General features: G+C 62.7%; 28 protein-coding genes. 19 read left to right on the forward strand and 9 right to left on the reverse strand.

Going from position 1 to position 24,431, the window contains the following annotated elements; translation table 11 throughout:
- Positions 1–16: 16 nt before the first annotated feature.
- From FJ548_RS04205 to FJ548_RS04225, 5 genes are all read left to right on the forward strand, one after another.
- A complete protein-coding gene (locus FJ548_RS04205; RefSeq protein WP_140690099.1) occupies positions 17–799 on the forward strand; it encodes an SDR family oxidoreductase in 783 nt (260 codons plus the stop codon).
- Between the two features lie 63 nt (positions 800–862).
- Positions 863–1,171: a putative quinol monooxygenase gene (locus tag FJ548_RS04210; RefSeq protein ID WP_140776942.1), complete on the forward strand. Its 309-nt coding sequence runs from the start codon at positions 863–865 to the stop codon at positions 1,169–1,171.
- A gap of 77 nt (positions 1,172–1,248) precedes the next feature.
- A complete protein-coding gene (locus FJ548_RS04215; protein WP_140690616.1) occupies positions 1,249–1,494 on the forward strand; it encodes a type II toxin-antitoxin system prevent-host-death family antitoxin in 246 nt (81 codons plus the stop codon).
- Positions 1,491–1,877: a type II toxin-antitoxin system VapC family toxin gene (locus FJ548_RS04220; protein WP_140610776.1), complete on the forward strand. Its 387-nt coding sequence runs from the start codon at positions 1,491–1,493 to the stop codon at positions 1,875–1,877. The genes FJ548_RS04215 and FJ548_RS04220 overlap by 4 nt, the downstream gene beginning before the upstream one ends.
- A 95-nt stretch (positions 1,878–1,972) precedes the next feature.
- A complete protein-coding gene (locus tag FJ548_RS04225; protein ID WP_140776944.1) occupies positions 1,973–3,076 on the forward strand; it encodes an AbrB family transcriptional regulator in 1,104 nt (367 codons plus the stop codon).
- A gap of 23 nt (positions 3,077–3,099) precedes the next feature.
- Here FJ548_RS04225 and FJ548_RS04230 read toward each other — a convergent pair whose 3' ends face one another.
- The gene (locus tag FJ548_RS04230; RefSeq protein WP_140610791.1) at positions 3,100–3,876 is read right to left on the reverse strand and encodes an alpha/beta hydrolase-fold protein; all 777 of its coding nucleotides are present in this window, start codon (positions 3,874–3,876) and stop codon (positions 3,100–3,102) included.
- Positions 3,877–3,881: 5 nt separating this feature from the next.
- Positions 3,882–5,048 carry an ATP-grasp domain-containing protein gene (locus FJ548_RS04235; RefSeq protein ID WP_140610778.1) on the reverse strand — a complete coding sequence of 389 codons (1,167 nt, stop codon included), beginning with the start codon at positions 5,046–5,048 and terminating at the stop codon, positions 3,882–3,884.
- A gap of 511 nt (positions 5,049–5,559) precedes the next feature.
- Between FJ548_RS04235 and leuA the strand changes: the two genes are divergently transcribed.
- From leuA to FJ548_RS04260, 4 genes are all read left to right on the forward strand, one after another.
- The gene (leuA, locus tag FJ548_RS04245; protein ID WP_181168712.1) at positions 5,560–7,236 is read left to right on the forward strand and encodes a 2-isopropylmalate synthase; all 1,677 of its coding nucleotides are present in this window, start codon (positions 5,560–5,562) and stop codon (positions 7,234–7,236) included.
- A 241-nt stretch (positions 7,237–7,477) separates the two neighbouring features.
- Entirely contained in the window at positions 7,478–9,241 is a 1,764-nt protein-coding gene (locus tag FJ548_RS04250) for a hypothetical protein (RefSeq protein WP_140776948.1), read from the forward strand.
- Positions 9,242–9,464: 223 nt separating this feature from the next.
- A complete protein-coding gene (locus FJ548_RS04255; RefSeq protein WP_140759781.1) occupies positions 9,465–10,268 on the forward strand; it encodes an alpha/beta fold hydrolase in 804 nt (267 codons plus the stop codon).
- Positions 10,269–10,380: 112 nt separating this feature from the next.
- Positions 10,381–10,995, forward strand: a complete 615-nt coding sequence (locus FJ548_RS04260; RefSeq protein WP_140776950.1) for a hypothetical protein — start codon at positions 10,381–10,383, stop codon at positions 10,993–10,995.
- Here FJ548_RS04260 and FJ548_RS04265 read toward each other — a convergent pair.
- Positions 10,979–11,908, reverse strand: a complete 930-nt coding sequence (locus tag FJ548_RS04265) for a metallophosphoesterase (protein ID WP_140759778.1) — start codon at positions 11,906–11,908, stop codon at positions 10,979–10,981. The genes FJ548_RS04260 and FJ548_RS04265 overlap by 17 nt on opposite strands.
- A 71-nt stretch (positions 11,909–11,979) precedes the next feature.
- On the opposite strand from FJ548_RS04265, the gene FJ548_RS04270 reads away from it, so the two are divergent.
- Positions 11,980–12,474 carry an NUDIX domain-containing protein gene (locus tag FJ548_RS04270; protein ID WP_140776952.1) on the forward strand — a complete coding sequence of 165 codons (495 nt, stop codon included), beginning with the start codon at positions 11,980–11,982 and terminating at the stop codon, positions 12,472–12,474.
- 1 nt (position 12,475) lies between these two features.
- On the opposite strand, the gene FJ548_RS04275 is transcribed toward FJ548_RS04270, so the two are convergent.
- Entirely contained in the window at positions 12,476–13,465 is a 990-nt protein-coding gene (locus FJ548_RS04275; RefSeq protein WP_140776954.1) for a glutathione S-transferase family protein, read from the reverse strand.
- A 259-nt stretch (positions 13,466–13,724) separates the two neighbouring features.
- Here FJ548_RS04275 and FJ548_RS04280 point away from each other — a divergent pair, with 259 nt between their 5' ends.
- The 5 genes from FJ548_RS04280 (at position 13,725) to FJ548_RS04300 (ending at position 17,390) form a co-directional block, all read left to right on the forward strand.
- Entirely contained in the window at positions 13,725–14,261 is a 537-nt protein-coding gene (locus FJ548_RS04280) for an N-acetyltransferase (RefSeq protein ID WP_140776956.1), read from the forward strand.
- Between the two features lie 154 nt (positions 14,262–14,415).
- Positions 14,416–15,177 (forward strand): 3-hydroxyacyl-CoA dehydrogenase, encoded by a 762-nt coding sequence (locus tag FJ548_RS04285; protein ID WP_140610787.1) that lies wholly within the window; start codon positions 14,416–14,418, stop codon positions 15,175–15,177.
- Between the two features lie 27 nt (positions 15,178–15,204).
- Entirely contained in the window at positions 15,205–15,984 is a 780-nt protein-coding gene (locus FJ548_RS04290) for a HugZ family protein (RefSeq protein ID WP_140776957.1), read from the forward strand.
- Positions 15,985–16,140: 156 nt separating this feature from the next.
- The gene (locus tag FJ548_RS04295) at positions 16,141–16,485 is read left to right on the forward strand and encodes a metalloregulator ArsR/SmtB family transcription factor (protein WP_140610792.1); all 345 of its coding nucleotides are present in this window, start codon (positions 16,141–16,143) and stop codon (positions 16,483–16,485) included.
- Between the two features lie 107 nt (positions 16,486–16,592).
- Complete coding sequence (locus FJ548_RS04300; RefSeq protein WP_140776959.1) at positions 16,593–17,390, forward strand: RNA methyltransferase; 798 nt, start codon at positions 16,593–16,595, stop codon at positions 17,388–17,390.
- Positions 17,391–17,423: 33 nt separating this feature from the next.
- On the opposite strand, the gene FJ548_RS04305 is transcribed toward FJ548_RS04300, so the two are convergent.
- Together FJ548_RS04305 and FJ548_RS04310 are read right to left on the reverse strand one after the other, a co-directional pair.
- Positions 17,424–18,575, reverse strand: coding sequence for a hypothetical protein (locus tag FJ548_RS04305; protein ID WP_140776961.1), 1,152 nt, complete (start codon positions 18,573–18,575; stop codon positions 17,424–17,426).
- A gap of 156 nt (positions 18,576–18,731) precedes the next feature.
- Complete coding sequence (locus tag FJ548_RS04310; RefSeq protein ID WP_226890392.1) at positions 18,732–19,268, reverse strand: EipA family protein; 537 nt, start codon at positions 19,266–19,268, stop codon at positions 18,732–18,734.
- Between the two features lie 389 nt (positions 19,269–19,657).
- Between FJ548_RS04310 and FJ548_RS04315 the strand changes: the two genes are divergently transcribed.
- Together FJ548_RS04315 and FJ548_RS04320 are read left to right on the forward strand one after the other, a co-directional pair.
- Positions 19,658–20,287, forward strand: a complete 630-nt coding sequence (locus tag FJ548_RS04315) for a histidine phosphotransferase family protein (RefSeq protein WP_140607089.1) — start codon at positions 19,658–19,660, stop codon at positions 20,285–20,287.
- Positions 20,288–20,536: 249 nt separating this feature from the next.
- On the forward strand, positions 20,537–20,905 hold the full coding sequence (locus tag FJ548_RS04320) for a response regulator (RefSeq protein WP_140607090.1): 369 nt from the start codon (positions 20,537–20,539) through the stop codon (positions 20,903–20,905).
- A gap of 114 nt (positions 20,906–21,019) precedes the next feature.
- Here the strand turns inward: FJ548_RS04320 and ctrA are convergent, their stop codons facing one another.
- Positions 21,020–21,715 carry a cell cycle two-component system response regulator CtrA gene (gene ctrA, locus FJ548_RS04325; RefSeq protein WP_006203583.1) on the reverse strand — a complete coding sequence of 232 codons (696 nt, stop codon included), beginning with the start codon at positions 21,713–21,715 and terminating at the stop codon, positions 21,020–21,022.
- A 451-nt stretch (positions 21,716–22,166) separates the two neighbouring features.
- Here ctrA and FJ548_RS04330 point away from each other — a divergent pair, with 451 nt between their 5' ends.
- Positions 22,167–22,544 carry a flagellar export protein FliJ gene (locus FJ548_RS04330; RefSeq protein WP_140776963.1) on the forward strand — a complete coding sequence of 126 codons (378 nt, stop codon included), beginning with the start codon at positions 22,167–22,169 and terminating at the stop codon, positions 22,542–22,544.
- 108 nt (positions 22,545–22,652) lie between these two features.
- Here the strand turns inward: FJ548_RS04330 and FJ548_RS04335 are convergent, their stop codons facing one another.
- The gene (locus FJ548_RS04335; protein WP_246678550.1) at positions 22,653–22,949 is read right to left on the reverse strand and encodes a helix-turn-helix domain-containing protein; all 297 of its coding nucleotides are present in this window, start codon (positions 22,947–22,949) and stop codon (positions 22,653–22,655) included.
- An 8-nt stretch (positions 22,950–22,957) separates the two neighbouring features.
- Between FJ548_RS04335 and FJ548_RS04340 the strand changes: the two genes are divergently transcribed.
- Positions 22,958–23,884, forward strand: a complete 927-nt coding sequence (locus tag FJ548_RS04340) for an NADP-dependent oxidoreductase (RefSeq protein ID WP_140776967.1) — start codon at positions 22,958–22,960, stop codon at positions 23,882–23,884.
- 89 nt (positions 23,885–23,973) lie between these two features.
- Here the strand turns inward: FJ548_RS04340 and FJ548_RS04345 are convergent, their stop codons facing one another.
- Complete coding sequence (locus FJ548_RS04345) at positions 23,974–24,249, reverse strand: DUF1153 domain-containing protein (protein WP_006203587.1); 276 nt, start codon at positions 24,247–24,249, stop codon at positions 23,974–23,976.
- Positions 24,250–24,431: the final 182 nt, after the last annotated feature.

A 24,431-nucleotide genomic window follows, 5' to 3' on the forward strand; every position in this document is an offset into this window, starting at 1 on the left:
CTCCGGAGGACCGGCATTGCCCGCCACGACCGCGCTCACCATCCCCGATCTCGCCGGCAAGGCGGTGCTGGTCACCGGTGCCTCGACCGGCATAGGCGCGGCTTTGGTGCTGGCCTACGCCGCTCAGAAGTGCCGGGTAGCGCTGCATTACAATTCGAGCCATGAGGCGGCCGAAAAGCTTGCCAAGACAATCACCGGGAATGGCGGCGAGGTCTTCCTCGCCCAGGGCGATTTCTCCGTTGCCGCCGACGTCGAGCGCGTCGTCGAGGACAGCGCGCGGCACTTCGGGCGCCTTGACGGGCTGGTCAACAATGCCGGTGGCATGCTCGGCCGCGTGCCCTACGCCGAGCAGACCGAGGCGCATTACGATGCGGTCATGGACCTCAACGCGCGTTCGGTGCTGACCGCCTCGCGCAAGGCTATGCCATGGCTGAAGAAGCAAGGTGGCTTCATCATCAACACCTCGTCGATCGCGGCGCGCAATGGAGCGGGCGGCGGCGCCGGCCTCTACGGCTCGGCCAAGGCCTTCGTCTCCAACGTGACGCGCGGCATGGCCAAGGAACTGATCGGTTTCGGCATCCGGGTCAACGCTGTGGCGCCGGGCACGATCCTCACACCCTTCCATGAGCGCTATTCGACCGGCGAGCAGATGAAGGGCATGGTGGCCACCATTCCGCAAGGACGCGCCGGCACCGCGGAGGACTGCGTCGGCGCCTATCTGTTCCTCTCATCCGATCTCCTGAGCGGCTACATCACCGGCCAGGTGATCGAGGTGAATGGCGGCCAGTTGATGCCGTGACCGGCTATCTGCATACTGGCGACCCGCATACTCTTGTCGGAGACTTCAAAGGGAGGCAACAGAATGTACGGACTGATCGGCAAGATGCGGGCGTCGCGCGGCAAGCGCGACGCGGTCATGGAGGTCCTGCGTGCCAGCACCGGCGCCCTGCCCGGCTGCCTGAGTTATATCATCGCCACCGACCCGGCCGATGCCGATGCGATCTGGGTCACCGAAGTGTGGACGGATCAGACGAGCCACAAGGCCTCGCTGCAACTTCCGGAAGTCCAGGCGGCCATCGCCAAGGCCCGGCCCTTCATCGCCGGCTTCGAATTCCAGGTGGAGACCCACCCTGTTGGCGGCTTCGGGTTGGCCGACGGTAAGACGGGCTGATCCTGTCGGGAACCTACTTGCAGTACCCACACAAAAGACTAAGTTCTGTGGACTAAGTCTGTTGGGAGTAGGCCGTGATGCAGACCGTGAACATCCACAATGCGAAGACCAATCTGTCGCGTCTCGTTGACCAGGCCGCCAAAGGTGAGCCGTTTATTATCGCCAAGGCTGGCAAGCCACTGGTCAAAGTCGTGCCCATCGATCAGCCGGCTTCGGCGCAGATACGGCGGGTCGGCTTCATGGCCGGCCGGTTTTCTGTCCCCGACGATTTCGACCGCATGGGCAGTGAGGAGATCGAGCAACTGTTCGGCATCAAGACGTGAAGCTGCTGCTCGACACCCATTTGCTATTGTGGGCGGCCAGCGAACCGGACCGACTGCCCCTTGCTGCCCTCGCAGAGATTGAAGACCCGTCGAACGAATTGCTGTTCAGCGCTGCCAGCCTGTGGGAAGTGGCGATCAAACGAGGGCTTGGGCGAGACGACTTCACTGTGGACCCGCGCTTACTGAGGCGAGGCCTTTTCGACAACGGCTATCATGAGGTGCCCGTCACCAGCGAGCACGCCGTTGCCGTCGATGGACTTCCGCCGATCCACAGAGACCCCTTCGATCGAATCCTTGTAGCTCAGGCTAATATAGAAGGCATTACCTTGTTGACGACGGACAATATTGTAGCCCGCTACCCGGGCCCTATTCGAAAGCTCTGACCCGGAGCCCCTAGGCAGCAAGGCTGAAGCGCGGAAACATACTCTTTTAGGTATACGGGGTTCGCATTTTTTGTGCCTCGGTCTAAGACCAGACGATGGATTCCTCGCCCGAGCAGCCAATCCCGGACCAGCCCGCCATCGAGCGCATGGCGCGTTTGCGCAGGCCTTGGCAATGGCTGATCCTCCTCGTCATCTCGACCCTGCTCGCCGGCGCGCTCGAATTCGCCGCCTTGCCGGCGGCGCTGCTGATCGGGCCAATGCTGGCGGCCATCGTCGCCGGCACCAATGGTGCCACGGTGCGCGTGCCGCGCCTTTTGTTCGGCTCCGCCCAGGCAGTTGTCGGCTGCCTCGTCGCCGCCTCGATCTCGGCCGACATCTTTCCCGTCTTCTACGCCGAGTGGCCGCTGTTTCTCGGCGTGGTGATCGCCACGGTCGCGGCCTCCAGCCTGCTTGGCTGGCTGATCAGCCGTTGGCGCATTCTGCCCGGAACCACCGCCGTCTGGGGCTCCTCGCCGGGTGCCGCCACCGCCATGGTGCTGATGGCCGGGGCCTTCGGTGCCGACCAGCGGCTCGTCGCCTTCATGCAGTATCTGCGCGTCATCTTCGTGTCGATGACGGCGGCTATCGTCGCCAAGATGTGGGTCGACACGTCGGGCATCGAAATCCCGCCCGTCATCTGGTTTCCGCCGATCGATGGGCAGGCTTTCGCCGCCACCATCGGCATCGCGCTGGTCGGCGGACTGGCGGGGAAGCTCTGCCGGCTGCCCTCGCCCTTTTTCCTCGGCACCTTCATCTTCGGCGCCGTCATCCATCTTGGCCTTGGCGTCGGGATGCAGTTGCCGCCCTGGCTGCTGGCAATCAGCTACGCCATGGTCGGCTGGTCGATCGGGCTGAATTTCACCAGGCCGATCCTGCGCCACGCGACACGCGCGCTGCCGCAGATCATCGCCTCGATCGTGGCGCTGATCGCCTTTTGCGCCGGGCTCGCCTTCATCATCAGCCATCTGCTCGGGATCGATCCGCTCACAGCCTATCTGGCGACCAGCCCCGGCGGCATGGACAGCGTGGCCATCATCGCCGCCGCGGCACAGCATGTCGACATCTCCTTCGTCATGGCGCTGCAGTCGGCGCGCTTCCTGATCGTGCTGCTCGTCGGCCCGAGCGTCGCGCGGCTGGTGGCCAGAAGCATCCGGGAATAGGTACCTTCGAGCCGGCCTGGAGTTCAATCCAGCCTGTGCATCAGATCCTCATCCAGCCAGCGGCCGAAGAAATAGACCAGCTGCTTGTGCCACCACGGCCAGTCATGACTGACGTCGCCGCCCCAATAGTCGACCCAGGCGGGAATGGATTTGTGGCGCAGGATCTGTTCGAGCTGGCGCGTCTCCACCAGCATGCGCTCTTCCCAGGCGCCCTGCCCGCAGCAGAAGATCAGCCTGAGCGCCTTCAGCCGGGCCAGCAGCTTCGGGTCGACGATCCCGGGCAGGTAGTCGAGCGGCGAGTTGTAGAAGATGTCGCCCTCCAGCGCCTTGCCGAAGAAATCGCGGGCCGAATAGACGCCCGACAGCGCGATGACGCCGCTGGCCAGTTCCGGAAAGCGGAAGACGAAGTTCGAGGAATGATAGCCGCCCATCGAACAGCCTGAAAACAGTGGCTTCAGCTTGCGCCCACCATTGGCCTGCGCCGCCGTGGCGAGGAACTCCGGCAGTGCCTCCTCGCGCACATAGCGGAAATAGGCCTCATGGCGGCCGATGCGATGCGCCTTATCGGCATGCCTGTCGAAGAAGGATTCCGAATCGATGCCGTCGACTGTAAACAGCTGGATGCGACCGGTGTCGATGAACTCGGCCAGCGCGCCCACCCCGCCGGAATCCTCGAATTGGTAGAACCGCCCCTGCGAGGTCGGAAACACCACCACCGGCCGGCCGGCATGGCCGTAGCGCTTGTATTCCATGTCGCGGCCGAGATTGCGGGCGAAAGCCTTGTGATAGGAGATGTCCATTGGCTTCAAGCCTTTTCCGCGTGGATGAAGGCAACCGCCTCGCGCAGCGCCACCTGATCCTTCGAGCGCATCTGGTAGGCGTAATTTCCCATGGCGCGGCTGAAAACCTCTTCTATCGGTTGATGATGGACGATCTTGTCCTTGTGGGCGGCTAACACGTCCTCATGGCTGTGCAAATAGTGGAGATGCCGCTTGCGGCTGGCATAGGCGGTGAAATACTTGCCCTCATAGGGCCCGCCAGCGGCGTCCTTGACCACCATGTCGGCCCATGCCGCATAGACATCGATATCGAACGTATAGTTGATCGCGTCCGTCATCCAGGCGCCGGGCGGCCGCATGTTGACCTCCAGCGCGATGATCCGATCATCCCGGGTCTCGAACAGCTCTATATGGAAAAAGCGCTCGCGCACATCGAACGCCTTCAGGATCTTGCGGCCGGCTTCCTCGACCACGGGCCTGATGTGGGGAAAGCAGGTGTAGCTCATGTGCCGGTCCTTGTTGACCACCTCCATGACGCTCTGGTCGTAGCGGTGGCTGGCCGCCAGCACCACTTCGCCGTCGCGGTTGACCAGCCCGTCATAGGTCACCACCAGCCCCTCGATGAACTGCTCCATGACGAAGGTGACGTCCTCGGGCTTGTCCCGGAAGAACTGGTCGAGCTCCCTGGCATTGGAGATCTTGAAAGTGTTCGAGGCGCCGGAACCCGAATCGGGCTTCACCACAACGGGGTAGCCGACGCGGCGGATGAAGGTCATGGCGCCGGCACGATCGGAGCATTTGCGCTGCGCTATGGTCTCGACGCCGCTCTTGCGGAAGAAGGCGCGCATGCGGCTCTTGCGCTTCAAATTCTTCACGAAATCGAGCTTGGTGCCATAGATGTTGAAGTCGGTGCGGATGTTGGCTTCCAGCTCCAGCCAATGCTCGTTGAGCGATTCGAACCGGTCGATGCGGCCCCATTTGTGGATGAAATGCCCCATCGCCCGGAACACCGGATCGTAGTCCTCCATGTCGGGGAGGCGATAGTATTCCGAAAGCGCTGCCTTGAGCTTGCTGTCCAGCGCCTCGTAGGGCGCGTCGCCGATGCCGAGCACAGTGGCGCCGGCCTTCTTCAGCCGGTCGCAAAAATCGGCGCCGTTGGCGGGAAAATGCGGCGAGAAGAACACGAAATTCATGGACACCCCCCTCTCGACGGCAGAGCACCGCAGCCCCGCCGGCGCTCAAGTCTGGCGCATTTGCGGCGCGCGGGGAAGAGCATCCGCATTAGGAATAATATGCGACGGATGCCGGCCCGCTTGCCTCCCACAGACCGCTCCTGTATGAGAACCGCCATGAACACGCGCGCCACCACCGCTTCCCGTCAGACCGGCTTTGCCGGCGAGACCGTGCGCGCGCTGGCCTCGACGCTGCTTCTTCTCGGCCTTATCGGCGATCGCCGGGTTCGCTGAAGGAGCGCCCGGCGGTCGAACCGCCGCGCAAGCGCATGCTCCTTAGCCAGTCTCAAAATTGGCAGTCACATCAAGCGAACGAAAATCTGGTAAAGGCGCCACTCGCCATCAATCCGCCCGAGGCGGATCCGAGGGCCGCCGGGAGAACAAGACGATGAACGCACGAGAAGAGATCCGCTCCGATGCCGCGGTAGCCGGCAACGAGTCAGCCCGGGGCATGACCGAATCAGCCCGGGGCATGTCGGACGCGGCCCACAAATACCAACCCTATCCGACTGTCGGCCTCACCGACCGGACCTGGCCTTCGAAGGTCATCGACAAGGCGCCTATCTGGTGTTCGGTCGACCTGCGCGACGGCAACCAGGCGCTGATCGACCCGATGGGTCATGAGCGCAAGGCGCGCATGTTCGCGCTGCTGCTCGACATGGGTTTCAAGGAGATCGAGATCGGCTTCCCCTCGGCCTCGCAGACCGATTTCGACTTCGCGCGCTGGTGCATCGAGGAAGGCAACGTCCCCGCCGACGTGTCGCTGCAGGTGCTGGTGCAATGCCGGCCCGAGCTGATCACCCGTACTTTCGAAGCGCTCAAGGGCGCGACCAACCCGATCGTGCATTTCTACAATTCGACCAGCGAATTGCAGCGCCGCGTAGTCTTCGAGAAGGACGTCGGCGGCATCAAGCGCATCGCCACCGATGCGGCCAAGATGATCACCGACATGGCGGCCAAGGCCGGCGGCGGCTATCGCTTCGAATATTCGCCGGAGAGCTTCACCGGCACCGAACTCGAGGTCGCGCTGGAGATCTGCAACGCCGTCACCGAGATCGTCAGGCCGACACCAGACAACAAGCTGATCGTCAACCTGCCGTCGACGGTCGAGATGTCGACGCCCAATGTCTATGCCGACCGCATCGAATGGATGTGCCGCAATCTCGACAACCGCGAAAACCTGATCATCTCGCTGCATCCGCACAATGATCGCGGCACCGGCATCGCCACCACCGAACTCGGCCTGATGGCCGGCGCCGACCGCGTCGAAGGCACGCTGTTCGGCAATGGCGAGCGCACCGGCAATGTCGACATCGTCACGCTGGCGCTCAACATGTACACGCAAGGCGTCGATCCGGGCATCGACTGTTCCGACATCAACCGGATGAAGGACGTCTATGAATATTCGAACCAGCTGAAGATCCCCGAGCGCCATCCCTATGTCGGCGAACTCGTCTACACGGCGTTTTCCGGCTCGCACCAGGACGCCATCAACAAGGGCATGAAGGCCCTGAAGAAGGCCAACACCAGCCTGTGGGAAGTGCCTTACCTGCCGATCGACCCGGCCGATGTCGGCCGCAGCTACGAGGCCATCATTCGCATCAACTCGCAGTCCGGCAAGGGCGGCATCGCCTATGTGCTGCAGGCCGATTACGGCCTCAACCTGCCGCGCAACCTGCAGATCGAGTTCAGCCAGGCGGTCCAGGCGATCACCGATGCCGAGGGCAAGGAGGTTCCGGCCAAGCGCATTTATGAGCGCTTCCTCGAGACCTATGTCGACCAGCCGGGCGCGCGCCTGAAATTCCTCGACCACCACACCTATCCCGACACCGAGGTGAAGGGCCGGCGGGTGATCGAGGCGGTCATCCTCGACAACGGCAAGGAGGTGACCATCACCGGCACCGGCACCGGCCCGATCGATGGCTTCGTCGACGCGCTGTCGCGCCATGTCGGCGTCGAAATGTCGGTGCTCGACTATTCCGAACACTCGATGCAGCGCGGCTCCAATGCCTCGGCCATCTCCTATGTCGAGATGGAATATCCCGGGGGCAAATTGTTCGGCGCAGGCATCAACACCAACATCGTCGCAGCCTCGCTGGAAGCGGTGATGTCGGCCGCCAACCGTATCGTGAGCCGCAAGGCAGGATAGCGTCCGCCGATGATCGGAGCGAGAGGCCGAACCGGCCTCTCGCGCCGCTGTTTTCCAAGCCCGAACAAGGCTTTGGCTGCCCCTTTGGTTGTTGTTTTGGAGCCAGCGGCGGCCCCGGCCATTAACCACCGGAAAATTATCCGGTTAGGTACGCGATCGCATAATGGGTGCATACTTGTGCGGCGATGCGGGCACTATATGATCGTGCCTTAACCTGTGCCGACTTCGAAAGGATCGACACTTGCAGCATGCCACGCCTGCCGCCCCCGCAGTGCGCGAGACACTAGAGCGACTGCTTGCCAGCGAAACGTTCGGAAGGTCCGAGCGTGCGCGCAAACTGCTCCGTTATCTTGTCGAACGCGAACAGGCCGGCGAGGCCGACAGGCTCAAGGGCTTTTCCATTGCCATGGATGTCTTCGGCAAGGACGGCGATTTCGATCCGTCGACCGACGCCGTCGTGCGGGTGCAGGCTGGCAGGCTGCGCGAGTTGCTGCAGCAGTATTTCGCCAATGAAGGCATCGCCGAGCCCGTCCGCATCGCCATCCCGCGCGGCGGCTACGTCCCCGCTTATGAGCTCAACGCGATCCGTCTGCCGGAAACGGCGAAACCCGCCGGGCGGTCAGACGCGGCAACGGCACCGGCCGAGCACTCCGGCGCTGCCGACGACGCCATTGCGGCCGCTGCATTGCTGGCACCGGCGCCCTCGGTGGCGCGCCACCTCAGGTTCTTCTGGATGGCGATCGCCCTGGTCATCGCCATGCTCGGTGTTCTGATCCTGCGTCAGGGCAGCGGCGCCCTGCTGGCAGGCGGCGAGATCCCCGCTACGTTCGAGGCCACCGGCCTGACCAGCAGCATCGCGCCGTCCTCCACGCGTGAGGCCTTGCCGCTCGTCTACATCGCCGTCAAGGCCGATGGCCCTGACGCCAGCCGTGTCGCCACTTCGCTGCGCGCCGGCCTGAGCGGCTTCGACACGATCGACTTCATCGGTCGCGACACCGTCGACGAGACTGATCCGGTCGCCAGCGCGACGAGCTTCATCTTCGACATCCTGCCTGGACCGGACGCGGGCGATATCACCATCGAACTACAGAGCGTGGCGACCGGACGGGTGCTTATGTCGCGCAACCTGGCGGCCACCGACAGCGCGCCATCCGTCATCGAGGACCGTATCGCCGGCATCCTGAGTTCGGCGCTGCCCGCGTCTGGCACGATCTACAGCTATATCGAGCAGAGCGGCATTCAGACCGCGCTGACGCAATGCCTGCTGCTCAACGACAAATATTACCTCGACCAGAACGCCAAGACCCACGAGGCTGCCTATCGCTGCCTCGAAACCCTTGCCGATAATGGCGCCAAATCATCACTGGTCTATTCGGAGCTGGCCTCGCTGCACGTGGAAGCAGTGAACGACCACTACGCCTATCCGCCGGATGCGACGGTCGAGAAGGCGATGACATTCGCTCATCGCGCCGTGCAGATGGGACCGACCAGCCCCTATGCGCATCGCTCCTACGGCTACATCAATTCGCGTCTTGGCAATGCCGACGAAGCGCTGCGCTGGACGCGCAAGGCCTATGACCTCAACCCCTACGATCTCGCCATGGCCGCCGCATATGGCTACGGGCTGATTTTCGCCGGGCGATACGCCGAGGGCACGCCGATCCTGGCCCATGCGGTCGATGCCTCAAGCGGTCATCCGACATGGTGGGATTTCGGACTTTTCGCCGGCGAACTCATGCTTGGCGACACGAACAAGGCCGCGATCGCCAGCTCCTCGCTGAGAACAACCGCAACGAAATCACATTATCTCGCCGCCCGGCTGATCGGCGCCAGCATCACCGGTCAGGACAAGCTGGCGCACAAGCTGCTCGATGAGCTGACCGTCAAATTCCCGAAATTCGCCGCCAATCCACGCGCGACCTTCATCGACCGAAAATACCCGGCCGATCTGATCGAACGGCTGGTTGGCGCCTTGCGCGCGGCCGGGCTCGGCAACGCGAGTTAACATGTCGCGTCGAGGGGCCGATGCGTGGGATAGCGACATGCGGGGACAAGAACTTAAGCCGCGCCGCATATACTTGCCCAGGCGCAACAGGCTCTAGCAAAAAAGCCGGCTTACTGTCGGCAGCTCCCGCCAATCGCGAAAATTTTACTGGCCATCGCGCTGGACAAGGAGCAATCCAGCTGCATTCCCAACGCGCAGTCCCGCAATAAAGCTTTCAGATTTCATGGTCGCATCGCTTCATGCCGCCGAACAGGGTGTTGGCTCGAAGGCCATCGTCCTGCTGCATGGTTTCGGCGGCTGCCACGATGTCTGGCGCGACGTGATCTCATTGCTTGCGCCTCCCGCGCGCACGCTTGCCTATGATTTGCCGGGCCACGGGCTCTCGCTCGATTTCCCGGGTGCCGGCCCGGCCAGAGTGGCGGCAAGGGCCATTCTCGCCGATCTGTCCGCACGGGCACTGAAGCGCGTTCATCTGGTCGGCCACTCGATGGGCGGCGCGGTGGCGGCGCTGATGGCGCTGGCAGAGCCTGAAAGAGTCGCCTCGCTGACACTTCTGGCGCCCGGCGGCTTCGGCCCCGAGATCAACGGCCCGCTGTTGCGCCGCTTTGCCGCCGCAAAGGACCTGTCCGAGATCCGGGCGTGCCTCGCCGCCATGTCGGGTCCACTGACCCGGCCATTCGATCACACCATCGACGTCCTCCGCGACATGCGCGGGCGACCCGGCCAGTTGCGGAAACTCGTCGAGATCGCTGCCGCCATGACCAGGGACGACCGGCAGGGTGTCATCCCACGCGACCAGTTGGACAGGCTGACCATGCCGGTCATGGTGGCGTGGGGAAGTGACGACGCGGTGCTGCCCATTGCCCAGTCGGATGACCTGCCGGCGCACTTTCATGTGCATCACGTGCTGGAGGCCGGCCATATGCTGATCGAGGAAGCGCCTGATCTGGTTGCAAGCATCATTCGGCGCAATACGAGCCGCCGCGCCAGGCCGCCGCGCCCGAAACTCATCGCCGCGACCGGCTGACTTTTTCGCATCCGGCATCCGCTGGGCGCCCCCGATCCCTGTGATCTCGCCAGTGCATTTTGCCGGCGTCTGTGTTAACTCGCTCTTAACCAAACCCGCGAGGCAGACGCCGATGAAGGACGCAGGCGAAAAGATCGATCCGTCAGGGAAACTCTCCGATGCCATCCGTGATGTGAAGAATGCCTTCGCCGATCGCGACGATGTCGTCGTCGACATGCGCGAGGCGCATCGCATGCGCCTCGATCTGCTGGCCGCCGAACTCGCGCCCGTCTTCGCCGATGTTCCGGCCGACATGGACAATTTCGACTTCGTCGTTTCCTCCGGACTGCAGCCGCGCCTGTGGATCGACGCCGTCAGCCATGTCGCCATGGGGCGCGACCGCCGAACCTACCGCTTCCTCAGGGACACCCGGATCGGCCGCGTGGTGCTGGCTGAATCGACCGAGATGAAGCCGGTTGCCGATTCCGTTACACGCTACGTCGCCGAGCGCATCGTCGAACGCCAGAGGATGATGGAAGGCGGGGTCGAACCGGCCGTGGCCGGCATCAGGCGGGCCGAGGTGGCGGAAGCCGAGCCGCCGCTGCGATCGCCGCAGCACGGCAAGGGCTGGTCGGCCTTCCTTTCTGGCGTTGGCCTGATCGCCGCCGGCGCCCTGGTCGGCCTGGCTGTGTCGATCGCCCTGTTCTGGGACCGCCTCGTGGCTATGGGGCTCAGCCTGCGGCGGTAGCCGCCGCGGCCTCGACGCCAATCTCCAGCGTCTGGAGGTCGGCGGGCGGTATTGCGGGTCCGGTCAGCCCGCGCCGCGTCAGGCGGATGCGCCAATCGCCTTTTTCGCCATCGATATCGAACAGATTGTATTGCGCTGCCGGATGCTTGCCGCCCGGCGCCTGGCCGGCCGCGGCGACACCGACCACCGGAACCTTGGCACTGCGGGCCCCGATCTGGAACAGCGATGGCAGATGCGAATGGCCGTGCAGGACGAGTTCGGCGCCCTGCCGGCGGATGATCTTGTGGAAGCGCGCGATGCCGAACAGCCGCTTGTGCTGGGAGACGGCGCCGCGCACCGGCGGATGGTGGATCATGATGGCACGAAACAGGCCTTGCCCGCCGGTGTCGCGAAGGATCTTGCCGAGCCGCTCCGCCTGCCGTTCCATGAAGAAGCCGTTGGCCATGAAGGGGGCCGTGGCGCGCGCCGTCGAGACCCCGATCAGCGCGACATTGTCCCGCACGCGCAGATAGGGGAATGCATTGCGATCGACCGGTGTGTTGACGCCGTCGCCGCTCATCCAGGCGGCCCACGACCGGCAGATCTTGTCGAAGGCGCCGGGCACGTAGGCATCGTGGTTTCCTGGAACCACCGAAACGTCGTGCGGCGGTCCCAGCGTCTCCAGCCAATGCTTGGCCATCTCGATCTCGCCATCGAGCGCCAGATTGACGAGGTCGCCGGTGACGGCGAGATGGTCCGGATTTTGCGCCTTGATGTCGGCGACGATGCTGTCGATGACGGCATCATGCATGTGGCGGCGGCGATTGCGTTGCCAGTTGACGTAGCCGAGCACCCGCTTGGAGGCGAGATCGCGATAGGATACATCGGGGAGCGGCCCCAGATGGACATCGGAAATATGCGCGAGCCTGAACATGCATCCTTCATAGGCGACCGGCGCCCCCCTTTCCACAAAAGCTTGTCTTTCCACCCGCGGTTTCGCACCTGATGGCGGACCCGGAAGACGCCTTCCGCCAGACAGGTTGGGCGGGGTTCAGGGCAAGGCTGTTCCATCTCTACTTCGTGCTGCGGCGGCCGATGACGCTCGGTGTGCGCGGTCTCGTTTTCGACACCGCCTCCAATTCCGTCTTTCTCATACGCCACACCTATGTGCCCGGCTGGCAGCTTCCCGGCGGCGGCGTCGAGGTCGGCGAGACGATGGACGAGGCACTGGCCCGCGAACTGGCCGAGGAAGGCAACATCGCGCTGACCACGCCGCCGGTTTTCAAATCGATGCATTTCAACCGCCGCGCCAGCCGCCGCGACCATGTCGGCTTCTATCTGATCGAGCAGTTCAGCCAAACGACGCCGAAGCTGCCGGATCACGAGATCGCCGAGGCTGGCTTTTTCCCACTCGACCGCCTGCCGCAAGACACGACGCCGGCGACTTTGCGGCGGATCGCCGAGGTTTTTGGAGGTGAAGTCGTATCGGTCTACTGGTAAATCAGGACGCTTCGTTAAACCGCGCCCGGTCATGCGGCGCACCATAGTCCAGTTCCGGCCCCAGCGGCACGATCCGCGTCGGGTTTATCGTTTCGTGGCTACCATAATAATGCGCCTTGATGTGATGTAGGTTCACCGTGTCGGCGACACCGGGCACCTGATAGAGGTCGCGCAGATAGTTCGACAGGTTTGGATAGTCGGCGATGCGGCGCAAATTGCACTTGAAATGGCCGACATAGACCGGGTCGAAACGCACCAGCGTGGTGAACAGCCGCCAGTCGGCCTCGGTGATGCGGCCGCCGACGAGATAGCGTTGCGTCGATAGCCGATCCTCCAGCGTGTCGAGCGCCGCGAACAGCTCGCCGAACGCTTCCTCATAGGCGTCTTGCGTGGTGGCGAAGCCGGCGCGGTAGACACCGTTGTTGACGGCGGGATAGACCAGCGCGTTGATCGCGCCGATCTCGCCGCGAAGCGCCTGCGGATAGAAATCAAGGCTGGCATCGCCCCACTCATCGAAGACTGAATTCAGCATCCGGATGATTTCGGAGGATTCGTTGGAGACGATGGTCTCATCCTTTTTGTCCCACAGCACCGGCACCGTCACCCGTCCCGAATAGATGGGATCGGCCTTGGTGTAGATCTGGTGCAGGAAATCGAGGCCGTAGAGCGTGTCGCCGGTCGCGCCGTCCTCGGCCAAAAATGTCCAGCCATTGGCGCCCATGAAATGATGCACGACCGACATCGATATTATGCTGTCGAGTCTCTTCAGTGCGCGGAAGATCAGCGTCCGGTGCGCCCAAGGGCAAGCGAGCGAAACATAGAGGTGATAGCGGCCGGGCTCCGCCTTGAAACCGCGGCTGCGGCCTCCGGCGGGCTTGCCGTCGCGGGTGATCCAGTCGCGCCATTGCGATTGCGTCCGCACGAACTTGCCGCCGCTGCTCTTGGTATCGTACCAGCGGTCCTGCCATTTGCCTTCGACCAGCAATCCCATGGGGTGTCCTTTCGCCTTTCGCCTCATGTAGAGCGTCACAGGCCCAGGTGGAAATCATCCAGGCTGAACAGATCGTCAAGGGCCACGCAAAGGGTCGATTGCGGCGGCCGGAAATTGATGCTAGCGGACACTCCGCATGTTCGACTTTGCTTTGATCCGGTTCGACCGACGACGAAAGGGCGCCCGCGCTTGATGAAGCGCTGACTGGCGAATGCTGCCGTTTGCAGCAATCTTTCCTCCTGACCGGATCGCAAAGACCATGAGCCTTGCCGACGTTAAATACCTGCCGGAAACTCCGGCGCACGACCCTGAAATTGAAGCCATCAATGACGAGGCCTTCGGGCCCGGCCGCTTCGTGCTGGCCGCCTACAAGATCCGCGAGGCCGGCGGCCACGAGCGCACGCTGTCCTTTGTCGCCGTCGATGGCGATCTTGTCGTAGCTTCGGTGCGCATGACCCGCATTGCCGCCGGTACCGGCCGCGCCCTGATGCTCGGACCGCTCGCGGTGCGGCCTGCCTTCAAGAATCTCGGCATTGGCCGCCGCCTCGTGGCGATCGCGCTGGAAGCCGCCGCCAAAGCCGGCGCACCGGCCGTCATTCTGGTCGGCGACGAGCCTTATTACGGGCCGCTCGGCTTCAAGCGCATTCCGCGCGGCCAGATTTCGATGCCCCGTCCTGTCGATCTCGACCGCCTGCTGTCACATGAGATCACGCCGGGCGCGGTTGCCAGGCTCACGGGCGAGGTCTGTCATGCCAGTCAGGCCAGGGTCGCCGAGCATATGTCGGCAGTGGCTTGACCTTGCCCGTCGATCTGGGCCTGATCCATCCCCGTTCTCTTGGAGCAATTCCAGGAAAAGTGTGAAACGGTTTTTCCGTCAGGAATTGCGGCAACAAAATCGAGCGTTCGGCGCTTCCGTGAAACGATGAACCGCCCTTGGAAAGGATGACGCCATGAACCCGAACGGCCAGATCGCGATCGTGACCGGCGGCGGCTCCGGCCTTGGTGAAGCCACGGCGCGTGCGCTTGCCGCGAAGGGTGCCCGCGTCGCCATTTTCGATGTCGGCATCGACCGCGCCGCAAAAGTAGCGGCCGAGATCGGCGGTATTGCCGTCCAATGCGACGTCAGCAGCGCCGACAGTGGCGCCGCCGCCCTCGCCGAGGTGACCGGCAAGCTTGGCGAGCCGCGCATCCTAGTCAACTGCGCCGGCATCGCCATTGGTGTGAAGACGATCGGCAAGGATGGGCCTCATCCGCTCGACCAGTACCGCAAGGTGATCGAGGTCAATCTGATCGGCACCTTCAACATGATCCGCCTTGTCGCCGACCGCGCCGCCAGGCTCGAGCCGCTGCAAGGCGGCGAGCGCGGCGTCATCGTCAACACCGCCTCGGTCGCCGCCTATGATGGCCAGATCGGCCAGGCGGCCTATTCCGCCTCCAAGGGCGGCGTGGTCGGCATGACGCTGCCAGTCGCACGCGACCTTGCCCGTTCGGGCATTCGGGTCTGCACCATCGCGCCAGGCATCTTCAAGACACCGATGATGGCTGGCATGCCGCAGGACGTGCAGGATTCGCTCGGTGCCGCCGTACCCTTCCCGCCCCGCCTCGGCGAACCATCCGAATATGCCGCCCTTGCCCTGCACATCATCGAGAACCAGATGCTCAACGGCGAGACCATCCGCCTCGACGGCGCCATCCGCATGGCGCCGAAGTAATCTGATAAGTGGTAGCAGGGGGAGGACGTGGACGACAAAAAGAAGGACGTGATCCGCGAGACCGACGCCGAGGCGATCCGGTTGGCGAAGACACTTCTGCGCACTGCCCGCTTCGGCGCATTGGCCGTGCTGGAGCCGCAAACCGGATCGCCGCTGGCGAGCCGGGTCGGCGTGGCCACCGACATTGACGGCGCGCCGCTGATCCTGGTGTCGATGCTGTCGGCGCATACGCCTGCTTTGCTTGCCGATCCGCGCTGTTCCCTGCTGCTCGGCGAGCCTGGCAAGGGCGACCCGCTGGCACATCCGCGCCTGGCGCTGATCTGCCAGGCGTCACGGCTCGAGCGTGGGTCGGACGCGCACGCTCGAGCCGAGCGCCGCTATCTCAACCGCAATCCCAAGGCGAGGCTCTATGCCGGACTTGGCGACTTCTCTATCTTTCGCCTTGAGCCGCAACGCGCCAGCCTCAACGGCGGCTTCGGCAAGGCCTATCTGCTCGATCGGCCCGATCTCGTCACCGGCGGACCGGTCGTCGAAGAGCTTGCGGCGAGTGAACAACCCGCTATCGAGCACATGAACGCCGATCATCTCGACGCGATCGCCGTTTATGCACATCATTTTGCCGGGGCAACCGGTGACGGCTGGACCATCGCCGGTTTGGACGCCGATGGCATGGATCTGGTGTCCGGGGACAATGTTTGCCGGGTATTCTTCCCGCAACCTTTGGCGGTCGCACAGGAATTGCGGCCCGTTCTGGTCGATATGGCCAGGAGCGGCAGGGCGGCAGCACGGCCACAGAGCGAGATTTAAATTGCATTTGATCGAAAGCAACGCTTGAGATTTGAAAGAAATGTTCTAGGTTTTAGCTATGGCGCTGACTCGTCGGCGGCCTTTCGCGAGTGAATTTATGGATTCAGGCACCATTGCCCCCATGGTGCCTCGATGAGCAAACAGCATGGGGCATTCATGGTCTCGACAAAGCTAATCGCCAACGCCGAATCGGCGGCCGAATTTCTTATGCTGATGGGCAACGAAAAAAGGCTGTTGATCATGAGCTATCTGATCGACGGTGAGATGTCGGTCGGCGCTATCGCCGAAAAGGTGATGCTCAGCCAATCCGCGCTCTCGCAGCATCTGGCCAAGTTGCGGGCTCTCGACCTCGTGGACACCCGCCGCGACCGTCAGATGATCTACTATTCCTGCAAATCCGATGCGGTGCGCGAACTGCTTGTCATGCTGGACGGTATTTTCGGCAGCGGCAAGGAGGACTTGTCCCAGATGGCGCAGAGATTGCGCCGCGCCGGCACTTGACCGGACGCTGCCGCGGCCTTTTACCTCGCTGACGATTTCCGGAGCGCGGTTGGTGCGTCTTTCCCGACGCACCAACCGCGCTCTCGATCTTTGAGCAGAGGACATCTTTGGACCCAATCCGCATCGACGATCCACGGGATCCACGCGTCACAGCCTATCTCGATATCCGCGAACGCGATCTCGCGGGCCGGCAAGGCCGTTTCGTCGCCGAAGGCAAGGTGGTGCTCGACCTGCTTTTGTCGTCCGGCCGCTTCGGGGCGGAATCCGTGCTGGTCCTGGAAAACCGGTTCGGCGGCCTGAAGGACATATTGCACAAGGCGCCCTCGGACCTGCCGGTCTACGTCGTCGCCGGCGCGGTCATGGACGCGATCGCCGGCTTTCACATGCATCGCGGCATCCTGGCCATCGGCCGCAAGGGAACGCCGCAGCCGGCCGGGATATTGCTGGACGCCTTGCCGGCTCAAGCCCTGGTCGTGGTGCTCGTCGGCATTGCCAATCACGACAATATGGGCTCGATCTTCCGCAACGCCGCCGCTTTCGGCGCCGATGCGGTATTGATGGATGCGACATGCTGCGATCCGCTTTATCGCAAGGCGATCCGCGTTTCGGTCGGCGCCGCGCTCAAGATCCCTTTCGCCTCCTTCACCGACACCGCGGGTTTCACGGCGACGCTCGCCGAACGGGGCTTTGAACAATTCGCGCTCTCGCCCCGCGGAAAGACCGACATACGCGATGCAAGGCCAGCCGCGCGCCTGGCGCTTTATCTCGGCACCGAGGGCGAAGGCCTGCCCGAAAGCCTGCTTGAGCGCCTGCGGACCGTGCGGATCACCATGTCGGAAGGCTTCGACAGCCTGAATGTCGCGGCGGCCTCAGCTATTGCGCTGCATCATTTCTCGCGTCGTTAGGCAGGCCACAACACCGATAGCCGCACAACCGCCTCAGTTCGCGGCCGCCTTCTGCAAGGCCCGCACACGGTCGGCGAGGCTGCGGTCCCCGCCATCGGACCGGCTGTCCGTCGGTGCTGCCAGCGCCTTGGCGATCGGCGAGTCAGGTCCTTCGAGCTTCGCCGTCAGGTGGACGACTTTGGCCGCCAGCTCGTTCATCTGCTCGCGCAGCGCGGCGCTGCCATTCGTCGACCCTGACGATGCCGTGGCAGCGAGATCCGCCTTCAGCCGCTTGTTCTCACGCGCCAGCGCCGTCAGCCTGGCCTCCAGCCGTTCGCGATCACTGTCGAGCTTGGCGATCGCCCGGTCCACGTCGTCGCGCCTGCTGGCCTCGTCATGCCGGTCCGCTTCATCCGGCTTGCCGACCAGCCGCAAGGCCGGCGAGCCGTCCTCGGTCTTCGTTTTTTCACGCAGCCGGGCCAATTCCTTTTCGCGGCGATCGAGCTTGTCTTCGCGGTCGGCGAGCGTCGCGAGCAGCCGTTCAACTTTCTTGTCGAGTTCCGCAGCTCTCTTCTTCTCGGCCTTCAGGGCATCGCGCACGGCCTTGCTTTCGGCCGCGATCTCCTGATGGCGCCGGTCTGCTTCCTTGCGCTGGCCGCGCAGCAGCGCAATGTCGCTGGCGAGCTTCTGCAACTCGGATTCGCGCGCCACGAGTTCGATCTGGCGGCTGCTGGAGGAGAAGCTGGCGTCATCATACATGAGCTCCAGCTTTTCGAACTCGAGCGCCCGCTTCTCCAGCTTGCGTTCGGTCTCCTTGAGCCGCTCCGAAAGCTGATGCAATTCCTCCTCGCGCTGGCGCAGCGCCTCGTTCTTGGCGCCGAGTTCGGCGAGCGCCTGATTCTTGTCCGTGCGCTCGACCGCCAGCCCCTTTAACGCCTCGCGGCCGCGATTGATCTCGACGAGTTGTTCGGCCGCCTTCTCGCGCAGCGCCTTGACGTTCATTTCGAGGCGGCGCGTGGTCATGGCATACTCGGCGCGGATCCGGTCCTTGTCGGCCTGAATCTCGGATTTCGTCAACGGGATCGAGGCTTCGATGCGCCTGCGAGTCAGCGTGACGGCGCGCCGCCAGACGGCCGGAGCCACGATCAGCGCCAGAAAGCCGGCACAGAGAAAGCCGAGGGCGAAGAACAGGACTGACTGAACCAAAGGACTACTCGCTATCGGTGGCAACCGCCTGAACTGGACCGCATCATACTGGCATGGCGGAAATCCGGCGCTGCGGCAAGGTCTTGCCACAGCGCATTGGGCACGGGCCTACAAATCCCATCGAAAAGCCGGCTTTGCGATCACGACGGATTGAAATCAGAAGGGGTTCCAGGTCGCCCGCTCGGTCAGCTTCAGGTAGCCGAGATTGACGCCGAGCCTGGCGCCGACACCGGTGCGGATCGGCACCAGAAGCACATTGTTGTTTTTCAGCACGTTGAAGCCGATCCCCGCCACCACATAGGCCGATCCGGCCACACCGCCATAGCGGTTGTAGAGGTTGCCGACATCGTCGAGATTGTAGACCAGCATCATCACCCGGGACCCCTCGCCGCCGAAATCCCAGCCCAGCGACGGGCCTTGCCAGAACACTTTGTGATCGCCGGCATTCTTGGTGTAGAGCGTGCCTTCGCCATAGGTCAGGCCGCCGATCAGAGCGCCCGACCCTTCCTCACCAAGCAGATAGCCATTGGGCAGCCCGTAAGAAGCGAAGATTTTCTCGATGACCGTTGCGAGCCCGCCTGATGTCGCGCCGAAGAACTTGTGGCCGGAATCGATAATCTCCTGAGCGGTATATTCCTGGGCTCGCAGGGCTGAAGTCGAGAAGACGAGAACGCCCATGAGCGTGACCGCCATTGTAAGGACGCGGAGGAAACTCCGGTCATAGAATCGGGAAAACATGCTTCCAATCTCCGTCATGGAGCACTTTCGCCGACGCCTCGCACCCGGTCCGGCTCTTTAGGCGGCCGTTAAGGATGACTGTTAGGGGCAAACTATGCCGTAATTCTTTTTCAACCATTAACTCCCACAGGAAGATGGCGGTTCGAAGGCTGACTTTGAGGCGCGCCCGGCGCTGGCAGCCGGCGCGAACACGCCATTTGGCCCGACGACAATTTTGGATTTGTTGCTGTACATACGAGTGCTGTGTATTCAGAAAGCCTCGGGTTGGAGCGTGATTCGTGTGGGCAGGCGCGACAATCGATCGCTCGGCCACGAATTGTGGAATTTTGCAGGGATTTTCACCGATGGCCGATCTGTTCACCCTTTCCGCCCCTGACCTGGCGGCGCTTCTGTGCAGCCGCGTCTGCCACGACATCATCTCGCCGGTCGGCGCGATCAACAACGGGCTTGAACTGCTCGACGAAGGCGGCGCCGACGAAGACGCCATGCGGCTCATCCGCCAGAGCGCCAGGAATGCCTCGGCCCGCCTGCAGTTCGCCCGCATCGCCTTCGGCGCGGCCGGTTCTGCTGGAATGCTGATCGACACCGGCGACGCCGAAGCGGTTGCCATTGCTTTCCTCAAGAATGAAAAGCCGGAGCTGACCTGGAAAGGGACCCGCGCGCTGCTGCCCAAGAACAAGGTCAAGCTTCTGCTCAACCTGATTCTGGTTGCCAATGCCGCCATTCCGCGCGGCGGCAAGCTGGTCGTGACCCTCGAGAATCTCGAAACCGAGCCGCGCTTTTCCCTTTCGGCAAGCGGGCCGATGCTGCGCGTGCCGCCCAAATTCCTCGAATTGCATTCCGGGCACAAGCCGGAAGAGCCGATCGATGCGCATTCGGTGCAGCCCTATTACACGCTGCTTCTGGCTCGTGAGGCCGGCATGACGATATCGATCCATGCGACGGCGGAAGAAATCGTGCTTTCGGTAGCCTGAGTACCCGGCCGGTTTGACGGGAGCGCAAAGTATTTCAGCGGCGAAATATTGCCGTGACAGCTCGACCGGAAGCGTTAAGCTTTTCCTAAGGGGCAGCATCCAAGCATCCGCAAAGAAAAGCCAGCCGGATGGCATCTTTGCAAAAATTTTACCCAAAGGCTTTTCGGCTTCTTTACCGGATCGGTCTAGGGTGCACGCCAGGTGCCCCGACACGACCGGATTGCCCCAGGGCAAAGAGGACCCGGAAAAATGAAACGCTGCATGTTCGTCGACGATTCAAGCGTCATCAGGAAAGTTGCAAAACGCATCCTGGGCGGTTCCGACATGGTGGTCATCGAGGCAGCCAGCGGGCTTGACGCGCTGGAGATGTGCGCCGCCGATATGCCCGACATCATCGTCGTCGACGGCGCCCTGCCGGATGTGCAAGCGGTTGACCTCATCCGCCGCGTGCGCGCCATGGAAAGCCCGATAAAGCCGCAGATCCTGATCTCGCTGGTCGAGCTCGATATCGCGTCGATCATGCGGGCCAAGCGCGCCGGCGCCCAGGGCTATCTGCTGAAGCCCTTCAATCGCCCGCAGCTGCTCGAGCGCTTCCGCACGCTGAAGATCGCCGCCTGATACGGCAGCAGCCCACCCTTAGTGCCGATCCCACCTATCACCGGCTAAGGACGCAAAAAACCCGGCCGGAGCCGGGTTTTTTGTCGAATTGGATATTCGGACGGCGCTCGCCGCTCAGGCGCTGACGCGGATGTCTTCGGGCTCGCGCAGCACATAGCCGCGGCCCCAGACCGTCTCGATGTAGTTCTGGCCACCGGACGCGGCATCGAGCTTCTTGCGCAGCTTGCAGATGAAGACGTCGATGATCTTCAGTTCCGGCTCGTCCATGCCGCCATAGAGGTGGTTGAGGAACATTTCCTTGGTGAGCGTGGTGCCCTTGCGCAGCGAGAGCAGCTCCAGCATCTGGTATTCCTTGCCGGTGAGGTGCACGCGCTGGCCGCCGACTTCGACGGTCTTGGCGTCAAGGTTGACCACCAGGTCGCCGGTGGTGATGACCGACTGGGCGTGACCTTTGGAGCGCCGCACGATGGCGTGGATGCGCGCCACCAGCTCGTCCTTATGGAACGGCTTGGTCATATAGTCGTCGGCGCCGAAACCGAGGCCGCGCACCTTGTCCTCGATGCCGGCCATGCCGGAAAGGATGAGGATGGGCGTCTTCACCTTGGAGAGGCGGAGCGTTCTCAAGACCTCGTAGCCGGACATATCGGGCAGGTTGAGGTCGAGAAGGATGATGTCATAGTCGTAGAGCTTGCCCAGATCGACGCCCTCTTCACCGAGGTCGGTCGTATAGACGTTGAAACTTTCCGATTTCAGCATCAGCTCGATGCTTTGTGCGGTTGCACTGTCATCTTCTATCAGCAGAACACGCATTTCATTCCCCTTTTCTGCCGCCGGACCATTTCACGACCCGTCCTGAACCCGGAGCAGTGGTTGCCTTTGCAGAGGCTGCCATCGAATGGTTAACAAAACCTAATTTCTCGTCCATGACGGTATCAGATTTTTTAACCTCTTGCTACACCCTCTTGAATCCAATAATGAATCACGGACCCAAATTCCTAATGCAACACATTAACAACCTGGACTAAGCGACTCCAGGGACTCATCGACGCGCCTTCGCTTCGGCGGCCGGAATTTTTACCCGGCCTTAAGCCCTGACCCGTATGATTAACAATGCCCGTAAACGAATGGTTACCGTCGGCAAAAAACTTTAGGGTTTTGTTTCCCATAGTGCGGGGAAAGCCGGTGGACACGGGCAGAGCTTGGGCCTTTCCAAGTGGTTTGGACGATATGTGCGGGTGTGCGTTTCCGGGAGTACCGAATCATGAAGTCACGTGAAAACCTCGTTCGGCTGAAACAGTTTCAGGTGAATGAGAAGCGGCGGCAGCTGCTGCAGCTCGACATGATGATCGCCGAGTTCGAGCGCATGGCTGTCGAACTGGAGCTTCAGATCACCGCCGAGGAAAAGAAAGCCGGCATCATCGACATCAATCATTTCGCCTATCCGACCTTCGCCAAGGCGGCGCGCTTGCGCCGCGACAACCTCAGAAACTCGCAGAGCGACCTCGCCCAACAGCGAAGCACTGCCGAATCATTACTCGGCGAAGCTGAAGCGGAGCTTTCCAAGGCTGAAATGCTGGAATCGCGCGACACCAAGATCCGCGACGCCGAAACCGGCGGCCGCAGCGCGATGATCGGCTGAACCGGCCGACCATATCGTCGAGCGCGCCCGCCGGCGCGCGGCTCCGCGCGGTTCTCGAGCGGCGACTTCGAACCGGCTCCGGCCGAATTGCCGCGGAAGATTTCCGATCTAAGCGGCCCATTCCCCTTCATTCGCGGCAATCGCCTTTGCACGGGCATCCTTGATGTCCGGCGTGTGCTGTTCGGCCCATGACCTGATCTGGGTGAGCAGCCCCGCCAGGTTCTGGCCAAGCTCGGTCAATTCATATTCGACGCGCGGCGGAATGACGGCAAAAACCTCGCGCCGCACAAGGCCGTCACGCTCCAGCACGCGCAGCGTCTGCGTCAGCATCTTGGGCGTAATGCCTTCGAGCTTGCGGGCAAGCTCGCCATTACGGTGACGGCCTTTGCGCAGCGCGCAGACCACCAGATCCCATGCGTGCCGTTATCCAGAATTCCGTTGGCGGACCCGACGTGCTCGTCATTGCCGATCAGCCAGATCCGACGCCGAAGGCGGGCGAAGTGCTGGTCCGCGTCCGGGCAGCCGGCATCAATCCGGTCGATGGCGCCGTGCGCGCCGGCCGTTATAAGCTGCTTGGCGAACCGCCCTTCATCCTCGGCTGGGATATTTCCGGAACGGTCGAGACACTGGGGCCTGGTGTCATCGGCCTTAAGGTCGGCGACGAGGTGTTCGGCATGCCGCGCTTCCCCAAGCAGGCGGCGGCTTATGCCGAGCTGGCGGCTGTGCCCGCCAATGAGATAGCGTTGAAGCCGAAGAGCGCCGACCACCCCCAGGCCGGCGCATTGCCGCTGGCCGGCCTCACCGCCTGGCAAGGCCTTGTCCGCCATGGTGGGCTGAAATCCGGCCAGCGCGTGCTGGTGCATGCGGGTGCCGGCGGCGTCGGCCATCTGGCGGTGCAGATCGCCAAGGCGCGCGGCGCCTGGGTCGCCTCGACGGCCAGCCCTGACAAGCTCGACTTTGTCCGCAAGCTCGGCGCCGACGAGGTGATCGACTACACCAGCGGTGATTTCACTGAGAAAGTTCGTGACGTCGACCTGGTGCTGGAGGCGGTGGGCGGTGACCAGACCGAGCGCTCGTTGAAAGTGCTCAGGCGCGGCGGCGTGCTGGTGTCGCTGCTCAATGTCAGCGATGCCGCGAAGGCGAAGGCCAGCGCTGAGGGCATCCGGGTCGAGCGCATGTCGGTCGTGCCCGACCGCGAAGCCCTCCTGGAACTCGGCCGGTTGATCGATGCCGGAAAGCTCACCGTCCATGTGGCGAAGCGCTTTCCGCTTGAGCAGGCCGGTGCCGCCCACGCTTTCCTGGCCACCAAGCCGATTGGCAAGGTGGTGCTGGCGGTCTGACCGCCAGAAGGCGCGCTTCCAGGAATGAAGAATCGCGATGGAAAACAAAAGAGCGCGGAGTCCGCGCCCTTTTTCCAAACTCTCTACAGTCAGTGCCGGTATTGCTGGATGCGCGTGGTGCGCAGCCCGGCGAGGCCGTATTCGTCGATCGACGCCTGCCAGGACAGGAATTCCTCGGTGGTCAGCTTGTAACGCTGGCATGCCTCTTCGAGACTCAAAAGCCCGCCGCGCACCGCCGCAACCACTTCCGCCTTGCGCCGAATAACCCAGCGACGCGTGTTCGTCGGCGGCAGATCGGCGATCGTAAGTGGGCTGCCGTCGGGCCCGATAACATATTTAACTCTAGGTCTAACCAGATCGGTCATCGTACTCTCTACAAAAACATCAAAGACCCAATCCCCGCCACGTTACCGCCACAGCTTTAAAAATTGCCTAAGCAGTCCGTAATGACTAGGTAAGGATCGTGAACGCGGCGTTAGTCTTTTCGCAAGCATTTGAAACATCCGGCTGCAAGCCTTGAATCGGCTGGGGAAACCTGTCCGCTCCC

This window comes from Mesorhizobium sp. B2-4-17 (genome assembly GCF_006441275.1).
Classification (GTDB): domain Bacteria; phylum Pseudomonadota; class Alphaproteobacteria; order Rhizobiales; family Rhizobiaceae; genus Mesorhizobium.